Here is a 17115-nt window from a genome sequence, read left to right on the forward strand (position 1 = left end):
GTGATCACAAAAATAATTAGCGAGTAAGAATTTTATGTCCACGAAGCGAACGTTAGCCTTAGTTCTATCTGGCCTTGTACTAGTAATGGGGTGCACACCCGAACGACCATCGGCAGATAAATACTTCTTTAACGGAACCATCTATACGGCCGATGCCGATCAGAGTGTTGTTGAGGCCATGGCGCTGAAGGGCGATAAGATTCTTGCCGTTGGCTCTGTCGAAGAGGTGAGTGTATTTGTTACTGATCAGACTGAACAAATTGATTTAGCGAATCAATTTTTAATGCCCGGTATCCACGATAGTCATATTCACCCACTACTTGCGCTAGAGCAAACTACTTGCGTCTTGCCAGATCAAAACGAGTTTGATCTGGCTGAGCTCGTCGGCACACTGCAAACATGCGTGACAGAGCATCCTAGCCTGCCTGATGAAGGCGGGTGGATAACAGTGAGTCAGTTTAATGGCTACGGTTCTGATAGCCCGGTATTCCTGGGAGATTACCCCGATATCGCCACGGGCTTAGATGAAGTTTCTTCAAAACACAAAATCATTCTCATTGGCAATGATGGACACGCCTACGCGGTCAACCACTATGCGCTGCAACGTGCAGCAACCTTTCAAGGAGAGGCTATTGTCATCAATGCAGACACGCTTAGTAACGAGCTAAGCAGCTATAGAGAACTCATCCCCTTGAACGAAGCGGGTAAGCCTAAGGGGCAGCTCCGCAGTCAGGCAGCCTGGGACCTATTCAAGTATGAAACTACTACCGTAGAGCAGTTCATCGCCCGTGCCGACGAAATTAATCAATACTTCCTAAGTAATGGTATTACCGCGCTAAGTGAGGCGTGGGCGGCTGAGCGGGATATAGCTGTATATTCCGCCCTCGCTGAGGCTAACGACTTAGCCCCTCGCGTCAGCCTTTCCTATGGGCTGAAAAAAGACGTTCACGTGAACGAGAGTGGGGAGCTTGAACTAGATATGCTTATTGATGATGTGCGGGAAGCTCAAACAGCATTAGCCGCCTTCGACAGACTGAGCATTGAAGGAATCAAACTATTCGTAGACGGAGTCATTGAATATCCTACGCAAACCGCGGCGCTATTTGAGCCCTATAAATCGGCGGAGATAGCAGCGAATGGGGATACGCATTATGACGATCACACCAGCATCGCTCGTGGCTATCTTGAGCTCCAGCCAGAGGCTGTTGGTCGCCTAGTTAACCGCGCAGACCAAGAAGGCTTAGTTATGCACTTCCATGCCATTGGGGATAGGGCGGTGAGTATTGCGCTAGATGCTGTCGCGGTGGCAAGATCCGAGCGAGACAGTAAGCTGCCTCACAATATTTCCCACTTGCAGTTGGTTCAGCGTGAAGATATACCTCGTTTTGCCGAGTTAGAGGTCTTTGCCACCCCTACGCCATCTTGGTTCACGCCTTGGCAGGCCTATGACCAATCGGTTATACCGTTTATCTCCAAGGTGGCTAATATCTATGATGTGGATGACCTCTATCGTGAAGATAGTGAATACCTGCGCAATGTATATCCGGCCGAGTCTATTCGCAGCGCCGGTGGGATGCTGTCCTTCGGTAGTGATGCGCCAGTAGACTTTCAAGGTCCTAGACCGTTTACCAATATCGTTGGGGCATTCTTAAGGGCCGATTGGGTTGCTGAGAATGCCTTAGACGAAGAAAGTGAATGGCAATGGGTGGTGATGAACGCTGCCGAACGACTCTCGATGAAAGACGTCTTGGATGCTTATACAATCAACGGGGCAAAAGCCATGAGACATGCGCAGCAGACTGGCTCACTTGAAGTAGGAAAGCACGCTGACTTCATCATTCTTAATAATGATTTATTAGCCCTTGCTTCGGTATTCGATCCGAGTGATGAGGAAACGGCTGAGTCAATCTACAACGCCTGCGATAAGCTTTACGATGACAGTTACTGCACCACCGAAGTCATTGCAACCTACATTAATGGCGCTCGCGTTTTTTAAAGTGAACCGCTAATTCAACGATGACGCACTGAATGAAGGTGCGTTGTCGTTAACCTTTCATCTCTAAATTTGTGCCGTCCAGCCCAGTATTCTTCGACCTCTTGAAATAAATTCACGAGAAGATGAAAAACGGTCTTGTTTGTTTTTTGATCAATTTCTTGCCTGTTGTGATCACATCACGCCAAAATGAATAATCACTCAACCAGGTAATTACTACGTTTGGTGATTGGGAGCCTTCTAAATAACTATAACAACGGGCTCATCATTTCGCATAAGGAATAGAATATGAAACTGCTTAAAACAATTGGGACTTGTTCATTGCTGGCCGCATTATCAATGCCAAGCCTTGCAGCGTTTGTAGATCCAAGCAATACCAATATCCAGTACACCGGGCGCTGGAATTTTGATAACCCCTCCGAGCCATGGGTAGCATGGCAAGGATCAAGCATCAAGATTCGCTTTGATGGTACTCGTCTTGCTGGCGACTTTGACCCAGGAGATGGTACTGAACAATTTCGTGTCATTATTGACGGTGTGCCTTCAGAGCCACGTTTATACATGGACCCCGAGCGCGCCGAGTATGTTCTGGCAGAAGGGCTATCCCCGGGCATACATACAGTTGAGTTGTTTAAGGAAACTTTCTACAACACCAACTTAACTGTTTATGGTTTTGATCTAGATGGAACGATCCTTGCTCCACCCGCAAGACCAGACCTTCGCATTGAGTTCTTTGGCGATTCCAATATGGATGGGACCTCAAATTACAGCGAGCGAGATTCCGGTGATTCGGGTACCTATTATGCCTTCCCAGCAATGGTGAGTCGCATGTTAGGTGCGGAGATGCATTTGGCCGCCGTTGGTGGTGCGAAGCTTGATGGCGGTCAGGATAACGATGTCACGTCGTTTATCTTCTCAGATGACTACTATAATCAGGACGCCAGCTATCGAAGCGGTTTTGATCCGCATATCATCGTTGTCAACGCTGGCGCAAATGATGTTGGCGCTCCGGTAAACAAAATTAAAGGCCGCTATAAAACGGTTATTGCCGATCTGCGTTCAGTTTATGGTGATGCGGTTCATATCGTCTTGATGAATGCCTACGGTTGGGATTTGAACGAGCCGGCCAATTATGTTGATGACGTGGTTGCTGAGGTGGGTGGCAATCTGTCTGCACTCAAGTATTCCTGGCTGTGGGAGCAATTTCATGGCTCACAATGGGAGCATTCTGGCGAAGCTCATATGCTGGTGGATCATTTAGAGTCTATTAACCCCGCTTGGAGCAGGATTCAGCCTAACGACTTCATTGACGGCTTTGGTCGCGGTGGGGACGTTGCCAATGGTAGCTTTGAGCACGTAGCGCCGTTTGGTGGTTTTGGCTGGCGCTATTTTGATGGTGGCGTTGAGCGAATCCAGAATACTGCGGAAGCGGTGGATGGGGATTACTACCTCCGCTTAGAGCAGGGTGAAGAAGTCCATCAGCCTATTGACGCAACCGGTGATCAATTACCTGGCGCGACAGTAGGCGGCGAGAGCTACGCATTTACGCTATCGATGAGAGCCGCAACCCCAGGGGCAACGGCGAAGATCTCAACGCACTTCCAAGGGCAGGAAATCTACACTCACGATGATGACCCTTCTACCTTCCAAGAAACTAGCTTCGCACTGACTTCTGAGTGGGCGGATTATACCCACTACTCAACGTCGGCAGCCGGAATTTGGACCGTTTATAGCTATATCATCGCCGAAGCCGGAACGATTGAAGTGGATAATGTGCGCATGGCACTGGTAGGTAATCCGCCCAATAATGCCGCACCTACCGCTGACTTCAGCTCAGTGGTTGATCAATTGAGCGTATCATTCACGGATACTAGCTCCGACTCAGATGGAAGTGTGGTTGCGTGGAATTGGGACTTTGGGGACGGCAATTCCTCCACGCAACAGAATCCTACTCATAGTTATGCTGTTGCTGGTGATTACACCGTAAGCTTGTTAGTTGAAGATAACGAGGGCACCTCAGCCTCTGCGAATCAGCAGCTTACCGTTTCGGATACCACCGGTGGCGGAGAGATTTCTGCCAGTGTCTGGTCACAGAACCTCCGCCGCGGCCGTTTGACCGTTCAGCTTAACTGGTCGGGAGCCGTCGGAACGAATGTTGAGGTTTATCGTGATGGTAGCCTTAGAGCAACTACCGCTAACGACGGAAACTACAAGGATACGGATTCCGGTGTAAGTGGTACTTCCTTCACCTATCAGATCTGTGAGGTGGGTGGTTCAGTATGTTCGAATCCACTGAGCGTTGATTTTTAGTAGCTGAAGTTTGAGACATTGTGCTAGTTTTAAGGGGTGACGTGAGTCACCCCTTTTTTTTGAGCTAATCGTGGTGGCTACTCATCACATTGAATCGTTACTAACGAAACTAACGAGGAAATAATAATGGAAATGACAGAGGCTGAAGTCATCGTTGCTGACGTGACAACGTGGTTTCAAGATTACCACGAACTTATCGTAGAGATTGGTTTGAAAGCACTCTTTGCACTGCTGATTTTTCTTATTGGTACTTATGTTGCAGGCGTAGTTCGGCGCCAAACAGATAAGCGCCTCAAATCTCGTGGTGTAGACCCGGCGGTAAGCGGCTTTGTGGCCAAGATTATTCAGATTACCATTGTGGGTGCCGTACTGGTTGCAACGCTAAATGAAATAGGCGTTGAAACAACCTCGTTGGTTGCGGTGCTGGGTGCTGCGGGTTTAGCAATTGGTCTGGCGTTGAAGGACTCACTTTCAAATTTCTCCTCGGGCGTCATGATTATTGTGCTCAAGCCCTTTCGCTCTGGAGACTTCATTGAAGCCTCGGGGATTGTAGGGGTGGTCAAAACCATTGAATTGTTTTCTACTAAGTTGGTAACTCCCGACAACAAAGTAATTATTTTGCCTAATTCAACCGTGTACGCATCTGAGATCACTAATTATTCAGCCCTACCCACGCGACGGGTTGATATAGTTGTTGGTATTAGTTATGAGTCAGATATGCGCGACGCCAAGTCTGTTATTATGACGGCATTGAAGGCAAATGATTTTGTGCTGAATGAGCCCGAGCCGGTGGTGGCCGTGTCAGAATTGGCAGATAGTTCAGTAAACCTAGTGGTTAGGCCTTGGGTTAACACTGCCGACTATTGGATGGCTCGTTTCGCGATCATCGAGGACGTGAAGCGTGCCTTAGACGATAATGACATTACCATTCCATTCCCGCAAATGGATGTCCATTTCGACAAGGGTTAAGTCACGATTGGGCGCTGCGGATAACTTTCCACAGCGCACAAATTTTTTAATGGGGTAAGAGACGTGTTAAAGATAATAGCTACCTTGGCGCTGGGCGCGGTATTCGGTGTTCAAGCAAGCCAGGCGCAAGTTGCCGATTCGGCGTTAATTGAGGCAGATAGTTCGTCCGTATCCGAGCACCGAATTAGAGTGAATGGCGAGCGGATTCGCTACCGTGCCGAGGTGGGTACACAGCCCGTCTACGATGACAGTGGTCACCCCACAGCAACCTTATTCTACACCTACTACCAGCGAACCGATGTGGGTGATGATCCCAATCGTCCGCTGTTGATTTCCTTCAATGGAGGTCCTGGTTCAGCGTCAGTCTGGATGCATGTTGCCTACACCGGCCCAAAGGTTCTGAATATTGACGAAGAGGGCTATCCAGTCCAACCCTACGGAGTACAGGAAAATCCGTTCTCGGTGCTTGATGTCGCAGATATTGTCTTTGTGAATCCAGTGAATACCGGCTTTTCTAGAGTGTTGCCTTCGGCTGATGGCACCATGCCAAGTAGAGATGAACAGCAGGCGATGTTCTTTGGGGTGAATGAAGATATCAGTTATCTGGCTGGTTGGGTGGAAACGTTCGTAACCCGTAAAGATCGTTGGCGTTCGCCGAAATTCTTGATCGGAGAGAGCTATGGAACAACCCGAGTTTCTGGCTTAGCGTTAGCGCTGCAAAACAATGAATGGATGTACCTCAATGGCGTGATTCTGGTTTCACCTACGGATATCGGGATAGAGCGAAATGGACCAGTGGAAGTGGCCAATCGACTCCCCTATTTTGCCGCCACGGCTTGGTACCACAACCAACTTGATGAGCGCTATCAAGGTCTTGGGTTACTCGAGTTCCTTGAGGAAGTAGAGGAGTACGCGGTAAACGAGTACCTTCCGGCTGTGGCCAAAGGCGCATTTTTAGGCGCAGATGAGCGCGCGCGCGTGGCTGCACAGGTTGCGGCCTATTCAGGTTTGAGCGAGCTTGAAGTACAACGGAATAACTTGGATATTGCCAATAGTGTATTCTGGAAGTCTCTGCTAAGAGACGAGGGCTTTACCGTTGGCCGATTGGACTCCCGCTATAAAGGTATTGATCGTCGTCTTGCGGGCGATCGACCAGATTACTGGGCGGAGCTCACAAGTTGGCTTCATTCCTTCACTCCGGCAATCAACTACTATCTCCGTGAAGAGCTCGGTTACCAGACCAACGTTAAATACAATATGTTTGGTCCGGTGCATCCTTGGAATCGCGAAGGTAACCAAGCAGGTGAAGATCTTCGTCAGGCTATGGCACAGAACCCTTATTTAAATGTCCTTATTCAGTCCGGCTATTACGACGGCGCAACGAATTATTTTGATGCGAAGTACACGATGTGGCAGTTAGACCCCAGCGGGCGGATGCGCGATAGAATGAGTTTCGCAGGATATGAGAGCGGACATATGATGTATTTGCGCCGAGAAGACTTAGAGCGCTCTAACGAAGACCTTAGGCAGTTCATCTTGAATTCACTGCCAGCACCGGGTGAGGCCGCGAAGTATGACTAATCGCGGCAGCCTAATAAAAATAATGAACTAAAAAAGGAGCTAGCTGTGAAGCTGTCAATTGTATTACTTAGCCTGTTAATGATGTGGATCATTCCCGTTCAGGCAGAGGTTACGCAAACACAAGAAATTATTATCGAAATTGATGAGTCTGCGGAGGCTAACAACGCCAAAGAAATTCATCTTAACCTCGCGGTAGATGGCGAAGAGGCAGAGTTAACATTTACTCCTGAAATGCTTGAAACACAAACGGGACGAGACGCCTTGATGGCGGACTTGCCGCCGTCTCTTCAGGCGGTTCTCGGTAGGGAGTTGGGAAGGCTGGCTGCAGAGATGTCGCAGTTGGACCTTGATATCTCAGTGGAGGTTGATAGTGAGCAAACGGAAGTTCATGAGCTAGTGTGGATTGAGGAAGGCGCTGATGACAATGTGTTTGAGCACAAGGTAGTGATGATTGGCGATGCCGATAAGGGTAGTGAGGCAGATTTAATCGTTAGCCTGATTGAACGCGCAACACTTTCTGAAGCGCAGATTAACCAGATCCTTGCAGCCGTTGAGGCTAAACTCGAGTAGTAATAGTGAACTCTCGCTCGTGCTAGCGGTAGCCGTCGCGAGTACGGGCTCTCGAATGTCAGCCGAAGCTGACATATCGAAAATTACGCGCAGTGGAGCGCTCCTTAGTGTGTCGCTCTCGTTGCCGCAGCAGCTTATCGCCGCGCTTTGTTGAATTCACGTAAGCGCTGGAAAACATCAACGCCCAGTTGGTGGTACACGTGAAGAATATCCACGAGCACCCAGTTCTCTCGAATCAAATTGCCTTCGCAGCGCCAAAAATCAAGACTCCTCATGGTTATCTTCTGACCTGAGGGCGCAATCCCTAGCCAGCCATCTCCGCTAACACTCATGTGCATACCGGGCCAAGCGGTAAAGCCTACATAGTTGCCATCACCCAACAAATAACCTTTGGCCGCATCACCAACTCGGTCAGGTAAGCCGTTGAGGAAAGGGATTTGGTGCCAGTTACGGAAGTTTTGAATCGTCCGAGCCGTGCCGATTCCCGCCGGTCCGTACCAGCTGCAGCGTTTATGCCAATAGTCGTTAAGACGCATGGCGGCAACACCTCCGCTGGCATAATTTCCTAACGCGTTACACATATCCAGTACGGTGGTAGCGGACTGGTTAGCGTGTTCCTCGGAGTGGTTAACAATAGCCAGACCGTCCTGCGTTGCCGGTCCTGGGACATGCCATTCACGACCTAAACTCGGAGACATTGGCCAAGACTTAGCCTGCATCATGACCTCCGGGATGTCCCATAAGGCTTGAAGTTCACTGACTTGACCATCGATGATTCGATAGAATTCGTGGAAACGCATTGCGACCATGTGGCCGGTGGCTGGTATATCTAACCAGTCGGCTTCAAAGCTACCGCAATAATAGCCACAGCAGCCAACCCACTCACTGCCGTCGGAGTTCGTGCCAGCCATGACAATCGTGTCGCGCCGTTCTAGATCAGGTATGGCGGCATAAAGATCACTGTATACGTTTTTTAGTGCCGTGGTGTCAGCGAGGGTTTCGAAGGGAAAGGCAAGCTGAAGTAGTGCCGATGGAAGGAATACTTTGTCAATGGCGTCATGCAGTGCCGTCAAACCACCGCTGTAGCCGGCTTCACGAAAAGGTTGAATGGTTGCTTTGAGTTGTTCTCGGTTCATAAATTACCTTTTGCATTCGAAGTCATTTGGCCTAGGATATACATTAATACAGGGTATTCCAATAATTAGATAATAGAAGAGAAGTAAAGTTATGATGACTCGTTGGTTCGTTAGGTGGCTTTTGTCGCTGAGTATGATTTCAGCATTGGCTCAAGCAAACGATGGTATTTCACTAATTGAACTGCAAACTTGGGTTGATGAATCAAGCGGTTCGTCGTTCGAGTTTAGCTCTCCTGCGAGCGAGCGGGACGGTTTAAGTTATCAAGCGGTAACGTACAGTGCAGACGGGCTCAACCAGTTCGCATTGATTGTTCATCCTAGCCATCAAGCGCCAGCTTCAGGCTGGCCGGTGCTTATTTTTAACCACGGCTATCACCCCAACCCACCTCAGTATGGCGTCTCAGCGGATGGCACGGTAAGTCGGCCTGGAGATTATTATCGGGCACTGGTGTCGGCCTATGCAAACCTCGGCTATCTAGTGGTGGCGGCGGATTATCGGGGCCATAACCGCTCTGAGGGAGCGGAGTATACTCGCCGAGCTTACGCAGCGCATTACTATACTAGAGATGTGATAGCAGCATATTGGGCGGCAATGAAGTTGCCTAATGTTAACCCGCGACAGGTTGTAATGGCCGGCCACTCCATGGGGGGCGGAATTACTCAGCGAGCTGCACTCGTGCTTGGAGATCGCCTAGCTGCTGCTTCCATTTGGTCTACCGCCGGCGAGGATTTTCGTCGCTATTGGATGACAGAAGCGTTGGGCGATGGCGAAGTCATTGACTCTAATCTAGCGTCCAAGCCACTCTTCGACGAATTACTAGCAGAGCTAAATCATGGCGATTATCGGTTCAGCGATCTTGAGGTAGCGCCACAGATTGCCGCGGTTCATGCTCCGCTGATCATTCAGCACGCGCGATTAGATCCAGCTACCGCGGTGGAAAATAGTATCGACTTAGCCGGCCGTCTCTACCAGGCGGATAAGGACTATGAACTCTATCTTTATAATGGTAGCGATCATCTCTTTCGAGGTGAAACCTTTAACCGCGCAATAGAACGAGATCAGGCCTTCTTTATCCGTGCCCGGCGCAAGGCGAACCACTAAGCTTATGTTCAAACTTTATACGGTATATACTGGGAATTAAGCGAAGGCCTTAATCAGAGGGTCCGGCCTACGCTAGCTTGGCAAACTACGCAAATTATATTAGAATTATCTAATATATTGGAGTGATTTGAGGGATTCAGATGAATAAAGGCAATATGTTAAAGCCGGTGGTCACACACTTTTTTGAGCCAGATTCAAATACCTACAGCTATGTGGTCCAAGACCCGAGCTCGTCAAGTTGTGCAATTATTGACTCAGCCTTAGACTTTGACTACGCATCGGGATCAATTAGTTACCGTGGAGCGGATGAAATTATTGCGTTTGTACGTGACCAGGATCTCTCGGTTGACTGGATTATCGAAACTCATGTCCACGCAGACCACCTGTCCGCAGCGCCTTATCTCAAGAAAGCTTTGGGCGGAAAGATTGCCATTGGTGCACACATCACTACGGTGCAGAACACCTTTGGAGCGATCTTTAACGAGGGGCAAGACTTCCATCGCGATGGTACTCAGTTTGATCATCTTTTCTCTGATGGGGAGCAATATCAGCTTGGTAATCTCATGGCTACAGCAATGCATACGCCCGGGCATACGCCGGCCTGTTTTACCCATGTGATAGGTAATGCAGTATTCGTGGGTGATACCTTGTTTATGCCCGATGCAGGCACCGCAAGGGCTGACTTCCCCGGCGGAGACGCTGGAATACTCTTCGATTCGATTCAAAAAATTCTAGCGCTTCCCGATAATTACCGGGTATTTATGTGCCATGACTATGGCCCAAACGGTAGAGAACTCCGTTTCGAAACGACTATCGAAGCTGAGCGTCTCCATAATATCCATGTAGGTGAAGGCAAATTGAAGACGGATTTTGTTGTGGCAAGAGAGACTCGTGACGCGAGCTTAGCAATGCCTCGCTTAATCTTACCATCACTACAGATTAATATGAGAGCAGGCGATTTGCCTGAGCCTGAGACGAATGGCTTGGTGTACCTAAAAATTCCCATTAACGCATTCAACTAGTAGAGATCAGTAGATGTTAGCAAAACACTTGAGTGATTCAGTTACCGTATCCGGTCAGATCAGCTCCGCTGATGTGTTACAGCTCGCCGCCGACGGCGTGCAAATAATTGTTTGTAACCGCCCTGACAGTGAGTCTTCAGATCAAACACCCTTTGCGGAGATTGAGGCGGTAGCGCGTGATAATGGTATCGCTATTCACCACATACCTTTTTCGGGTAGCGGCTTATCGAAAGCGCATGTGGATGCCTTTGCGCCAATCTTGGCCAGTGAAAAACGAATGCATATGTACTGTCGGACGGGTAATCGCTGTCAGAATCTTTTTCAGGCAACCTTGGGAGTTATGGCTGAAACCGCTGCTGCTAATCAGCCGCAGACTCAAGCGGCAATGCCGCACTATGATGTGGTTATTGTCGGCGCAGGCTCGGCGGGAATTAGTGTCGCCGCAAGCTTGTTGAAACGTTCGGCGCAGTTGCGTATCGCCATTATTGACCCTGCTTCGGAACACTTTTATCAGCCGGGCTGGACGTTGGTTGGAGCCGGTGAGATGAGTGCCGAGTCCACGCGTCGTGAGACTAGGGATGTGATTCCTAAAGGTGTTACCTGGCGGAAACAGGCGGTCGTTAAGATCACCGCCGATGAAAAAGTGGTTGAGCTTGATGACGGTAGCCGAGTGGCTTACCAGCAGCTAGTTGTTTGTCCTGGCTTGGTACTTGATTGGGATGGGGTTGAAGGTTTAGCCACAGCCCTAGGACGCAATGGTGTGACCTCTAATTACCGCTATGACCTCGCCCCGTATACCTGGGAGTTGGTCTCCAGCCTAAAACAGGGTGTAGCGTTGTTTACGCAACCGGCGATGCCTATTAAGTGTGCTGGAGCGCCGCAAAAGGCAATGTATTTATCGGCAGACCATTGGCGTCGAAACGGCGTTTTGCCCCAAATTGGGGTGCAATTTCACACCGTAACCCCTGGTTTATTTGGCGTCGCTGACTTCGTCCCCGCATTGAAGGGGTTTTGCACCCAGTATGATGCGCAGGTCAATACCCAGAGTAGGCTGGTTAAAGTTGACGGAGAACAGCAGATAGCTTGGTTCGAAGACCTCAGCGAGGGCGGTAAGGGACTGCGCGAAGAGCGCTTCGATATGCTTCACGTTTGCCCTCCACAAATGGCCCCTAGCTTTGTAGCGCAGAGTGGCTTGGCCGATTCGGGAGGCTGGTTGTCCGTTGATCCTGAAACACTACAGTCAACCGTAGACGAAAATATCTGGGGCGCAGGAGATGTCATTAGTGCAGCGAATGCCAAAACGATGGCGGCCGCTCGCAAGCAAGTGGTTGTGGTGGCAGATCAAATCATCGCGCGGCGCTCAGCGACTTCGAGCAGTACTTTGTATGACGGTTATGGTGCCTGTCCACTCACGGTTGCTCAGGGCAAGGTAGTGCTAGCCGAGTTTGGCTATGGAGGTCGACTGTTACCTACATTCCCCGCGTGGCTCAATAGGGCCACCTCGGCAACCCGCTTTGGTTGGTTACTCAAGAAGCGAATTATGCCCTGGGTTTACTGGAATTTAATGGTGAAGGGGCGAGAGTGGCTCACTAAAACCAACCCGGAAAAGCGCTAACGAATGATGGATTGGCTTCCCGCTCGACACTGGATTTCTGCTTACAGTAGGGCCGACTTTAGCGGCGACATGATTGCTGCGGTCATCGTCACTATCTTGCTGATCCCTCAAAGTTTGGCGTATGCAATGCTGGCCGGTGTTCCGCCGGAAGTGGGGCTCTACGCTAGTATCCTTCCTTTGGTAGCCTACGGTTTATGGGGAACTAGTAGTACGCTCAGCGTGGGCCCAGTTGCCGTCGTCAGTTTAATGACCGCCGCAACACTCGGTGAAGTGGCTGACTCGGGTACGGCCCATTACTTGGTTGCGGCGGCCACCCTAGCACTTTTGAGTGGTATTTTTCTCCTTGTTATGGGACTGCTTCGCTTGGGGATGGTGACTCACTTCCTCTCACATGCGGTCATCTCGGGATTTATTTCCGCGTCAGGGCTTATTATAGCTTTTGGGCAGGCACGGCATATTTTCGGCATTGACGGCACTGGCGCTAGTTTAACGGCCATTCTGCCTTCACTTTGGAGTTCACTCGCCAATATCAACTGGTTGACGGCGGCCATTGGTGTGTCGGTTATCGCCTTTCTTTATTGGAATAAAGCCCATACGGCTAGGTTACTCCAGCGTTTCTTTCGGCTTTCTTCAGCTTCGGCAGCAGCGGTATCAAGAGCAACGCCTATATTGGCTGTGGTTGGTAGCATAGCTGTGGTGTTTCTAGGTGGATTAACTCAGCATGGCGTGGCTATTACGGGCGAAATCCCGAGTGGTTTACCGCCGTTAAACCTGACCATTCCTTCGCTTGAGTTGGTGGAGCAGTTGTGGCTACCCGCTTTGTTGATCTCCATTATTGGCTATGTGGAGTCAGTTTCAGTGGGGCGTACTTTAGCGGCGAAGCGGCGCGAAAAGATTACGCCAAACCAGGAGTTAATTGGCTTGGGAATGGCCAATGTCGCTAGTTCAATTTCATCAGGTTTTCCCGTCACGGGTGGGTTTGCTCGTTCTGTCGTGAACTTCGATGCCGGCGCAAGAACACAAGCCGCGAGTCTCTATACAGCGTTAGGTATAGCGCTGGCCTCGCTGTTACTCACACCAACACTCTATTACCTTCCCAAGGCGGCGTTAGCGGCCACCATTATCGTAGCGGTACTAGGTCTGATTGATTTTAGTATTTTTCGTAAGACTTGGCGCTGCGCGAGGAGCGACTTTTGGGCAGCGCTGGGAACCGTATTAATCACCTTGGTCTGGGGTGTTGAGGTGGGGGTTGCAAGTGGTGTTGTGATCTCAATTGCACTGCATCTTTATCGGACGTCGAAGCCACACGTGGCTGAGGTGGGTTTGGTTGAGGGTACAGAGCACTTTCGCAACGTCAATCGTTACCGTGTAATGACGGACCCAACGATTTACTCAGTTCGACCCGATGAAAGCCTGTTCTTTGCAAATGCCAGCTACCTTGATGAAATGATTAACGACGCTATTTATCAGCGTGGCGAAATTCATCATGTCATTCTGTTTTGCTCCGCCGTCAATGAGGTAGATTTTAGCGCACTTGAGATGCTAGAGAGCTTAAACCATTCACTACTTGATCAGGGAATAAAGCTGCATTTAGCTGAAGTGAAAGGCCCGGTGTTAGATACGCTAACGGCAAGTGGGCTGGTGGAAGAGCTCTCGGGGCAGATTTTCCTAACCCAATTTGAGGCGTTCTCGGCGCTACGAACGGTTCGCTAGGATCGTGTCTTCTGATCGAAAGTTAAAAGTGATGGTTTTCTGGTCGCGAAGTTAAAGCGATAGTTTTTTGGTCGCGAAGTTAAAGCTAAGTAACTTGGAATGGTTAGGTGGCGAATAGCCAAATACCCAGCGCAATCATGACCGTGCCGGAAACCCTTTCCAGTAGCTGAGCATTGCCGGGCTTCTCTAATAGCTTGCGCAAGCTGCGGCCGCCAGAAGCATAAGCAAGAAGCGAAATGAACTCGGTACAAAAAATAACCAAAACTAGAGTAGTTAGTTGCGGTGCTAATGGCTTGGTTTCGCTAATAAAGGGCGGTAGCAAAGCTACCATAAAGGCCCATCCCTTGGGGTTGGCAATGGCGGTAATAAATCCTTGGCTGAAAAGTGCTTTAGCCGAACTAACTGAGGTACTGGCTAGATGAAATTCAGTCGCCGACTGACGCCAGCTCTTTATCCCAAGGAAAATAAGGTATCCGCCGCCTAGTATTTTTAGAATAGTAAAGGCAATTGGGACGCTTAAAAGTAACGCCGCTACGCCCATGACGGAAGAGATAGCAACCAGCGCAACGCCTAATAATTCACCCCACATCATCCACAGCGTGCGTCTCACTCCGTAGCGAATACCCAAGGTGAGCGCGAGCGTCATGCACAATCCTGGAGTGATGGAGACTAGGAAAAAAGTAGGGAAAAATACTAAAGCTATCTGCCAGTCCAAAGTTTATGCTCTTTGAGAAATTTATGGAGGCAAAACTACCATAATTAACATCAAAAAGTCGATGGCGAAAAGTGCTAGCGAACTGCGCTCGAATAGTTTGTAATAGACATTATGAATAATAAGCTTATTACTTTATGTGTTTGTGTAGTGACTCTATTATCGGCTGTCAACTCCCAACCATTATTCGCTCAGGCGCCTCCCCAGCCCGATCATGTTGACCCTGCTCCGGCAGCGGAAAAAGAAATCGATGCAAAGTATATCTATGCGACGGTCTTGGGCTCGGGCATCTACTCGGTTCATGACGAGCGAGTTGTTGTCGTTAATGTCCCGCTCTCAATAGATCTGACTGATTGGGAGGGTACCGAACCGAATTGGCGTTTGCTACTTCCACTTCAGGTTGGCTATAAGAGTATGGGTGAAGACATCGTAACTGAGTGGATTCCCAAGGAATTTGCAACGTTAAGCTTTCTCCCTGGAATTGAATACGTCTATCCAGTCAGTGAAACATTTCGACTGCGGCCCTTCATGAATGCCGGCGTAGGTTATGATTTCGGTAGTGATGAAATGGTAACATTCTGGCAGGTTGGTCTTAAGGTCCAAAATGAATGGAAGCCCAATGAAGTTTGGGATATTCGTAGTTCGCAGAAGTTCGTCTATGCGAACGAAAATCAAAAAGCTGATGAGGAGTCCTCGAGTTTATCATTGATTCAGCTGGGCTTTGATTTTCGGCGTGATCTTGGCTTCGAACTCTGGGGTAGAGAGGTCGGCCTAAGTACTTACGTAATGTGGCAGCACTTCCCCAACCAACTGGTTTTTACCAGAGACTATCGAAATGGTATTAATGTCGATAATCTCTATCAGGCGGGCCTTACTTTTGGATTCGAAGAACCATTGGAAATTTTGGGCTCCGAGTTCGATCGAGTCTACCTAGGGATAACACGAGGAAGCGGTGTAAAGGCATTAACCTTTGGCATTGACTTACCCTTTTAAGCTCCTCACGAAGGGGCTTCGCGTATTGGGCACCTATTATTAGCACATGCCAGGCGTCAACTCTGCGAAGATGCCTAGCGCCTTGCGTGAGTAGCTGACTATCGTTAGTACCCAAACGGCTGCTAACGATGGCGATTAAGAAGCTATTCCCCTTGTTCTACCTCAAGCCAAACACGCTTCAGATTGCCACTCATAATCTTTTCAATATCGGCGACGCTGTAGCCACGACCCAGCAAGCCTTCGATGAGGTTTGGATAGCTGGAGACGTCCTTTAAGCCTATTGGTAGCGTGTCATCTACGCCATCATAGTCAGAGCCAATTCCTACTGCGTCAATACCAGCCAGACTAACAGCGTGATCAATGTGATCTAGGACATCAGCAAGCGTAGCGTAGGGATAGGGATTGGCTAGGCGCCACTCTTCTAGTAACGCGTTGGCCTCTTCAGAGTCGGCATCAGTCATACCTGCAGCACGAAGGAATTCGCGTTGCTGAGGACCATAGTTGTTCGCCGCTTCAGTCAGGAAAGCGCTGCCAAAGTTAATGAAAATAACACCACCCTGATCACCAAGCGCCTTGATCATCTCGTCTGACATATTGCGTTCGAAACCAGGGGTAAAATGTCGAGCAGAGCTGTGGCTAGCAATGACGGGTTTCTTGGTAACGCGCAGCACATCGTAAAAGGCGTCGTCGGAGACGTGCGAGATATCAATCATAATACCCAGCTTGTTCATTTCTAACACTAGCAACTCGCCAAATTCAGTGAGACCACCGGCAGGCCTCTCCGAGTCATAGCTTGAGTCGGCGATGTGATTACTCCGAGAATGCGCAAGTGTGATATAGCGAATTCCTCGATTATAGAAGTGCTGGAGGTTGGCTAAATCGCCTTCAATTGGTGAGCCATTTTCCATTCCTAAAGGCAGCGCTAGCTTACCTTCGTCAACGGCTGCTTCGAGCTCGGACCAAGAGCGAACAATGGCCATCTGCTCAGGTGCTTGTGCCACGAGGGATTCAATCATATCGATGAGCTGATCCGCATTCTGCTTAGAAGTATCTACTTCCTCAAATTCCAATCCCGCTGGCGTATAGATGGACATAAAGGGCGCGTTCAACCCACCGGATCGTGCGCGCGGGAAGTCGAAATCGCCGGTGACGGTGGATTCCAATACATTCTCGTAGTGGGCCTCAAGTCGATAGGGGAGGTCTACGTGGGTATCTGCAATAATCATCTCGTGTGCCAGCGCAACGGGGTCAGGGCTGGATGAAGCAGTTGTTTCGGTGGCGGTTTGCTCTGACTGGCAACCAATAAGAGCGAAAGAAAGCGTAGCGGCAGTTAAAGCTAAAGAGGTTTTCATGTTGCGTCATACTCGCAGGTAGTTATTATGATGAGAACTACCATAGC

General features: G+C 49.4%; 13 protein-coding genes. 10 read left to right on the forward strand and 3 right to left on the reverse strand.

Annotated elements, in window-relative coordinates; translation table 11 throughout:
• The first annotated feature begins 34 nt into the window (after nucleotides 1–34).
• The 5 genes from DFR27_RS02275 (at nucleotide 35) to DFR27_RS02295 (ending at nucleotide 7423) form a co-directional block, all read left to right on the forward strand.
• Nucleotides 35–1996 (forward strand): amidohydrolase, encoded by a 1962-nt coding sequence (locus tag DFR27_RS02275; protein ID WP_121875832.1) that lies wholly within the window; start codon nucleotides 35–37, stop codon nucleotides 1994–1996.
• 285 nt (nucleotides 1997–2281) lie between these two features.
• Nucleotides 2282–4303, forward strand: coding sequence for a PKD domain-containing protein (locus DFR27_RS02280; RefSeq protein ID WP_121875833.1), 2022 nt, complete (start codon nucleotides 2282–2284; stop codon nucleotides 4301–4303).
• 126 nt (nucleotides 4304–4429) lie between these two features.
• A complete protein-coding gene (locus DFR27_RS02285; RefSeq protein WP_245962584.1) occupies nucleotides 4430–5272 on the forward strand; it encodes a mechanosensitive ion channel family protein in 843 nt (280 codons plus the stop codon).
• Nucleotides 5273–5335: 63 nt separating this feature from the next.
• A complete protein-coding gene (locus DFR27_RS02290; protein WP_121875834.1) occupies nucleotides 5336–6853 on the forward strand; it encodes a S10 family peptidase in 1518 nt (505 codons plus the stop codon).
• 45 nt (nucleotides 6854–6898) lie between these two features.
• Entirely contained in the window at nucleotides 6899–7423 is a 525-nt protein-coding gene (locus tag DFR27_RS02295; protein ID WP_121875835.1) for a hypothetical protein, read from the forward strand.
• Between the two features lie 134 nt (nucleotides 7424–7557).
• Here DFR27_RS02295 and DFR27_RS02300 read toward each other — a convergent pair whose 3' ends face one another.
• The gene (locus DFR27_RS02300; protein ID WP_121875836.1) at nucleotides 7558–8559 is read right to left on the reverse strand and encodes a nuclear transport factor 2 family protein; all 1002 of its coding nucleotides are present in this window, start codon (nucleotides 8557–8559) and stop codon (nucleotides 7558–7560) included.
• A gap of 91 nt (nucleotides 8560–8650) precedes the next feature.
• On the opposite strand from DFR27_RS02300, the gene DFR27_RS02305 reads away from it, so the two are divergent.
• The 4 genes from DFR27_RS02305 (at nucleotide 8651) to DFR27_RS02320 (ending at nucleotide 14011) form a co-directional block, all read left to right on the forward strand.
• Complete coding sequence (locus DFR27_RS02305; protein WP_121875837.1) at nucleotides 8651–9661, forward strand: alpha/beta hydrolase family protein; 1011 nt, start codon at nucleotides 8651–8653, stop codon at nucleotides 9659–9661.
• Between the two features lie 140 nt (nucleotides 9662–9801).
• Nucleotides 9802–10683, forward strand: coding sequence for an MBL fold metallo-hydrolase (locus DFR27_RS02310; RefSeq protein WP_121875838.1), 882 nt, complete (start codon nucleotides 9802–9804; stop codon nucleotides 10681–10683).
• A gap of 13 nt (nucleotides 10684–10696) precedes the next feature.
• Nucleotides 10697–12298: a bifunctional protein tyrosine phosphatase family protein/NAD(P)/FAD-dependent oxidoreductase gene (locus DFR27_RS02315; RefSeq protein WP_121875839.1), complete on the forward strand. Its 1602-nt coding sequence runs from the start codon at nucleotides 10697–10699 to the stop codon at nucleotides 12296–12298.
• A 3-nt stretch (nucleotides 12299–12301) separates the two neighbouring features.
• On the forward strand, nucleotides 12302–14011 hold the full coding sequence (locus DFR27_RS02320; protein ID WP_121875840.1) for a SulP family inorganic anion transporter: 1710 nt from the start codon (nucleotides 12302–12304) through the stop codon (nucleotides 14009–14011).
• A 103-nt stretch (nucleotides 14012–14114) separates the two neighbouring features.
• On the opposite strand, the gene DFR27_RS02325 is transcribed toward DFR27_RS02320, so the two are convergent.
• Nucleotides 14115–14726 (reverse strand): LysE family translocator, encoded by a 612-nt coding sequence (locus DFR27_RS02325; protein ID WP_281269002.1) that lies wholly within the window; start codon nucleotides 14724–14726, stop codon nucleotides 14115–14117.
• 147 nt (nucleotides 14727–14873) lie between these two features.
• On the opposite strand from DFR27_RS02325, the gene DFR27_RS02330 reads away from it, so the two are divergent.
• Nucleotides 14874–15716, forward strand: coding sequence for a hypothetical protein (locus DFR27_RS02330; protein WP_147434500.1), 843 nt, complete (start codon nucleotides 14874–14876; stop codon nucleotides 15714–15716).
• 143 nt (nucleotides 15717–15859) lie between these two features.
• Here DFR27_RS02330 and DFR27_RS02335 read toward each other — a convergent pair whose 3' ends face one another.
• A complete protein-coding gene (locus DFR27_RS02335; protein ID WP_121875843.1) occupies nucleotides 15860–17068 on the reverse strand; it encodes a dipeptidase in 1209 nt (402 codons plus the stop codon).
• Nucleotides 17069–17115 lie beyond the last annotated feature (47 nt).

The organism is Umboniibacter marinipuniceus, from assembly GCF_003688415.1.
Classification (GTDB): Bacteria; Pseudomonadota; Gammaproteobacteria; order Pseudomonadales; family DSM-25080; genus Umboniibacter; species Umboniibacter marinipuniceus.